The sequence below is a fragment of the Methanomicrobiales archaeon genome (genome assembly GCA_030019205.1).
In the GTDB taxonomy this organism is placed as follows: domain Archaea; phylum Halobacteriota; class Methanomicrobia; order Methanomicrobiales; family JACTUA01; genus JASEFH01.
Window position 1 is genome coordinate 1 of sequence record JASEFH010000054.1, and the last position, 3,104, is coordinate 3,104.

The window sequence follows — 3,104 nt, forward strand, 5'->3', positions numbered from 1 at the left end:
TTGTCTTCACCGATGGCGGTGAGCGCCGCATCACTGTCGCACGATCGGCTGTCTTCTACCTCGTCGCAGCCGGGCTCCTCCTTCTGCGCTACCTTGCACTGGGCTATCCCGTGGTCTCCCTCCTCCAGGCAATCGCGCTTGTAGGGATCGTTTTTTTTGCCGTCCTCTTCATCTGGAAACGGCGACGTGCCCTGAAAGGGAAGGACTGATGGAGACGTGTTGGAGGATCTGGAGCGATCGATGCGATTTACACCACTTGCGAGGGGCAGAAGAGTCATGCCTGTAATAATAGCGCATGCGATTGCGATTCTCTGCTCATCGCATGCCTTCTTCGTATTCTCGCAGCTACCGTCTCAGCAGTCTCTCGAATACAATCGTATCTCGTTTCGGCCTGCGTGTCACCGACGTGTAGATGATCTGCACACAAATCTCTTATACTGTGAACGAGAATTTTTTCATATAGATCGGGCTGCATGCCCCTGTATGGTGAAAAAGGGAGAGTTTTTAATCCGAATGGGGTAAGAGATCGTGTTTCTTGAAGTCATGGAAGGGCCAAGAGGCTTTGGAGTTGCCATCGATCCAATCGCTCTGGTTCTGTTTACTGGAGCGATTCTTGTGACAATATTTGCCTATCTCTATCTGAAGAGAAAGAGAGCGGAATCGATTTGATTAGAGCGGGCGCCAATGGGTAGAATTGATTCTGTTTCATTAGTCCTTATTGCATCTATCTTTTTGCTGCCATTGGTATCAACAATACTTACCCTGCCACGATCCCTGGCATATATCGCTCCAGCTGTGGCTATCCTTGCACTCTTCGGTCTTGGATATTATTTGAGGGAAAGCCAGAGACGATCCACCCATTGGTATTTCGGGCTCCCCCTCGTGTTCGTGATGGGAGTATTCGCACTTTCATTCCTGATATACGGTACTAGCAATTTGTTCAATCCTCTATCGATCTCGGCATTGCTACTGCTGGCACCGGCTTCGGCAGCATTCTTCTACTCGTTTGCTGCAATTCGGACGCAGATGGCACGGGATTTTATTCTGCTGTTGTCAGTTCTCAGCATTTATCCCGTATGTATTCTCTTCTGCATGCTGCTGTCCCCGTATCCCTTCAGGAACGAGCTGGTCCTCTTTGCCTTTCTGATGTATTATCTGCTGGAAATGCCATTCATCGGGCTCATGTACATCATTGCTGCGTGGAAGATGAACTCTTCCGGGCAGCATATCACCGGGGGATTGTATATACTCCAATTGTTCCCCGATCCGTGTTGCTCTGCCGGAGTACTCAGTTATACTCGCGATAATCACATTCTGTCATCTATGAATTCCAAAAAGAGGTTGATGCCGTGAAAATTGAAAAAAGACACATCCTTTTCATGCTGTTGCTGCTATTGATTGCTTTCATGGTGGTCTATCTTCCAGCGTATTATACCACATATTCTGGTTACGGCAGGACGCCGCCTCCCCCAACCGACCGCCAGAACGAGGCGAGGGCTGAAATGGCGGCGAAGGTATGGAAGCAGAACATCTCCTTTGGGGAATACATGGAAAATGTCTTTCCTGAATTTTTAGATAATGTATCGGATGAGTGCAGGGAGCAGTACTATAGCCAACCGATGATCTGGCCGGATCGTAACACAACATCGATTCCATTCAGACTCGTGTGGGGACAGTGCTGATGTCGCGGGAAAATATTCTTGCAGTGAGCATCGGAGGGGCACTCTTCCTGGTCTATCTTCTCTTCTGGGTGCTTCGAATGAGCTCGCTCGGTCTTCTTTCTGATGCATTTTTCGTTGTCGGGTTCGTTGGCTTCGGATACCTCATCTGGTTCTATATGAAGGGTCGCCATTCCATGAAAAAACTGGCAATCTCGATAGGGGGTGGCATCGCCCTGTGCGGTGTCCTGACGTTGGCACTTTTCTTCGGAGCCGCAGCGTCTACAATGATCTCGGGGGTGTCCACGTATACTGTCTCCGTCCAGGGCCTGGCGAAGTACCAGGGAGACTCTACTACGACAATTTTCGTCCCCATACCCATGGTAAACGAACAACCTGTATTCTCGGATGAAGAGCTCCAGAACCAGTCGTTCGGCAGGTGGACCTCGACCCTGGTGACAACTGACGAAGGTAAGATGCTCGCCTTCAAGACACAGGGCCAGATCCTTACAGATATTCGTGCAGTGTTCATAAAAGGTGAGGATATACGTGATATACGGCGCGAGATTCAGTCCGTCAAGTTCTCCCCTATCGTGGATGCGGTCCCGGCAGGGGAGAGCATGGGAACGTGCGGCTCCGGGATCGTTGGGGAGCAGGCGACCGTGGTTTTCGTGGATGGTACCATTCGCTCGATCGATGAGGTCAACCATACCATTACATTCGATCTGGACTTCAAGACGGGTAGAGGCGTGGTGAATGGTATGCGAAAACCAACATATCGCGCACGGGCGTCAGAGGCGATCGCCGGAGGGATGACGGACCTCATCCCCGTCCGAGCGCAGATATGCAGAGGTTAGCCTGGAGGGGAATTAGTTCTCTTGTCCATATGGCCAATACTTATGCAGATGACGACATGTATGGTGCCCAGTGTGTATGACCCTATGATTACATTGACGTGTAGATGATGCAGACAGAAATCGTTTATATTATGAAGGTAAAGGTTACCGTGTAACAGGGGAGTTCCTCCCTTCTTGACCCGATCGGAGAACCCCACTGCTGCCCGTAGGCAGGATTGTTTTGGTTTTCAGGTATAAAAACATAACGTCTTGCCTTCATTGAAACGACTGGAGGTGAAGGAAGTGGATTTCAATTGGACAACACGGATAGTTTCCGTTCTATTGGCGATATTGCTTTCATTAACAGCTGTAATGCCAGTAACCGCTGTTGAAAGTGATAAGGACAAACTTGTAATGTTACCCGTAGGAGACACTACTGGATTGATTACCGATATTGATCTTATTGTAATTGATCCTGCATTAAAAGAAATAACGCCATATTACTCATTCATCGCTGTAAATGATGATGAAAAGAAAATTCTTTGTAGTTACATTACTAACTCGTACGTCTCTGAAGATGAAAAAGAGGCAATGCATCTTTTCATGGAAG

5 protein-coding genes are annotated in these 3,104 nt (G+C 48.6%); all 5 read left to right on the forward strand.

What is annotated here, in order from left to right; genetic code table 11:
• On the forward strand, nt 1-209 hold a 209-nt coding region (locus tag QMC96_13180), incomplete at its 5' end, for a hypothetical protein (GenBank protein ID MDI6877707.1).
• Between the two features lie 475 nt (nt 210-684).
• Nucleotides 685-1,353, forward strand: a complete 669-nt coding sequence (locus QMC96_13185; GenBank protein MDI6877708.1) for a hypothetical protein — start codon at nt 685-687, stop codon at nt 1,351-1,353.
• On the forward strand, nt 1,350-1,682 hold the full coding sequence (locus QMC96_13190) for a hypothetical protein (GenBank protein MDI6877709.1): 333 nt from the start codon (nt 1,350-1,352) through the stop codon (nt 1,680-1,682). Before QMC96_13185 ends, QMC96_13190 begins: the two co-directional genes overlap by 4 nt.
• A complete protein-coding gene (locus QMC96_13195) occupies nt 1,682-2,515 on the forward strand; it encodes a hypothetical protein (GenBank protein ID MDI6877710.1) in 834 nt (277 codons plus the stop codon). The genes QMC96_13190 and QMC96_13195 overlap by 1 nt, the downstream gene beginning before the upstream one ends.
• Before the next feature lie 273 nt (nt 2,516-2,788).
• On the forward strand, nt 2,789-3,104 hold a 316-nt coding region (locus QMC96_13200; GenBank protein ID MDI6877711.1), incomplete at its 3' end, for a hypothetical protein.